The 1132-nt window shown below is 40.8% G+C and carries 2 protein-coding genes; both read right to left on the bottom strand.

Going from position 1 to position 1132, the window contains the following annotated elements; translation table 11 throughout:
* Positions 1–27: 27 nt before the first annotated feature.
* Positions 28–426 carry a flavin reductase gene (locus tag LRA01S_RS10545; RefSeq protein WP_211276899.1) on the bottom strand — a complete coding sequence of 133 codons (399 nt, stop codon included), beginning with the start codon at positions 424–426 and terminating at the stop codon, positions 28–30.
* A 127-nt stretch (positions 427–553) separates the two neighbouring features.
* Positions 554–1075, bottom strand: coding sequence for a P-loop NTPase family protein (locus tag LRA01S_RS10540; RefSeq protein ID WP_061775557.1), 522 nt, complete (start codon positions 1073–1075; stop codon positions 554–556).
* Positions 1076–1132 lie beyond the last annotated feature (57 nt).

Raw genomic sequence — 1132 nt, 5'->3', positions numbered from 1 at the left:
CCACTATAAAAAGCCTCTGACGGCTTTTTAATTTTCTTTGACATAAACTTTGACGATTTCAGCGATATACATATCGTGGTAGTCTTTTTCAGGATAGTGTTCAGAAATAGACGAATCAATAAATTTTTCGGGATCGATCGTCGCTTGATAAAGTTTTCGCATCACAAAAACCATCTCCGCTTCTTCAAAGCCTACCGTGTCCTCAAAGTTGTGGGGTGTCAAGCCAGCTTTAACGATTTTGTCTGCATCACGACCACTTGTTTGCCCCAGATAAGTCATGACCTTTCGGAAATCACCGTTAAAAAAGCTGAGGGTAAAAGTATCCGTCCCATCCACAAACGTTTTGGTGTAGCGTTGCGGTCGGATATAAACTGTCGCGACATTACGATTCCAGAGAAAGCCAAAGCCACCCCAACTGGCGGTCATGGTGTTGCAGTTGTCAGCTGTACCAGCCGTGATCAGTAGCCACTCTTTACCGATTTGGTGAAGGGATTCATGTCTAGGGTGTCAATACGGACTGCTTTAAATGTCATACGCGCTCCTTTTTTAGTTTTCAAAGTTTAGCCATAAATTTGGTTACTTGTCTCCGATTTTTCAAGATGATGAGTTTAGCTGTTTTGGGACGATTTTCAAGTGTTGACACAATATAAGGTCGAACTTTTTTGTTAAAGGTCCAAACAAATTTTAGAAATTGCCAGTAATCCTTGTCAAACATCTGCTCTTCAAAATAGTCTGGCATATCTGGTCGTGTGCTTTTATCCTGACGAAATCGCCAAGACCGCTTGATGACCCGTAGTGTATTTAGCTTAGATGGAAAGTCAAGCCAAATCACCGTGTCAGCTTGCGCTAATCTCATAGGTAGCGTTCCAGCATAATTACCATCAATTAACCATTGATCTGTTGTCATCATGTCTTCTTGTTGTGCCACAAAAGCATCCCGATTTAGCATTTCACCACCAGGCAAATGAAAGAAAGCATCCAAATGATAGACCGGAAGTTGCAACTTCCGACCGATCTTCCTTGATAAAACTGATTTGCCAGCACCAGATATCCCGATTACAATGATTTTCTCCATAGGTTTATTTTACACTATTTTCACACAATGTACTAATATTTATCCAACAAAAAAAGG

This window comes from Pseudolactococcus raffinolactis NBRC 100932, assembly GCF_001591765.1.
GTDB lineage: Bacteria > Bacillota > Bacilli > Lactobacillales > Streptococcaceae > Pseudolactococcus > Pseudolactococcus raffinolactis.
Note: the sequence above shows the minus strand (reverse complement) of the source record. Positions and strands in the feature narration are given on the sequence as shown.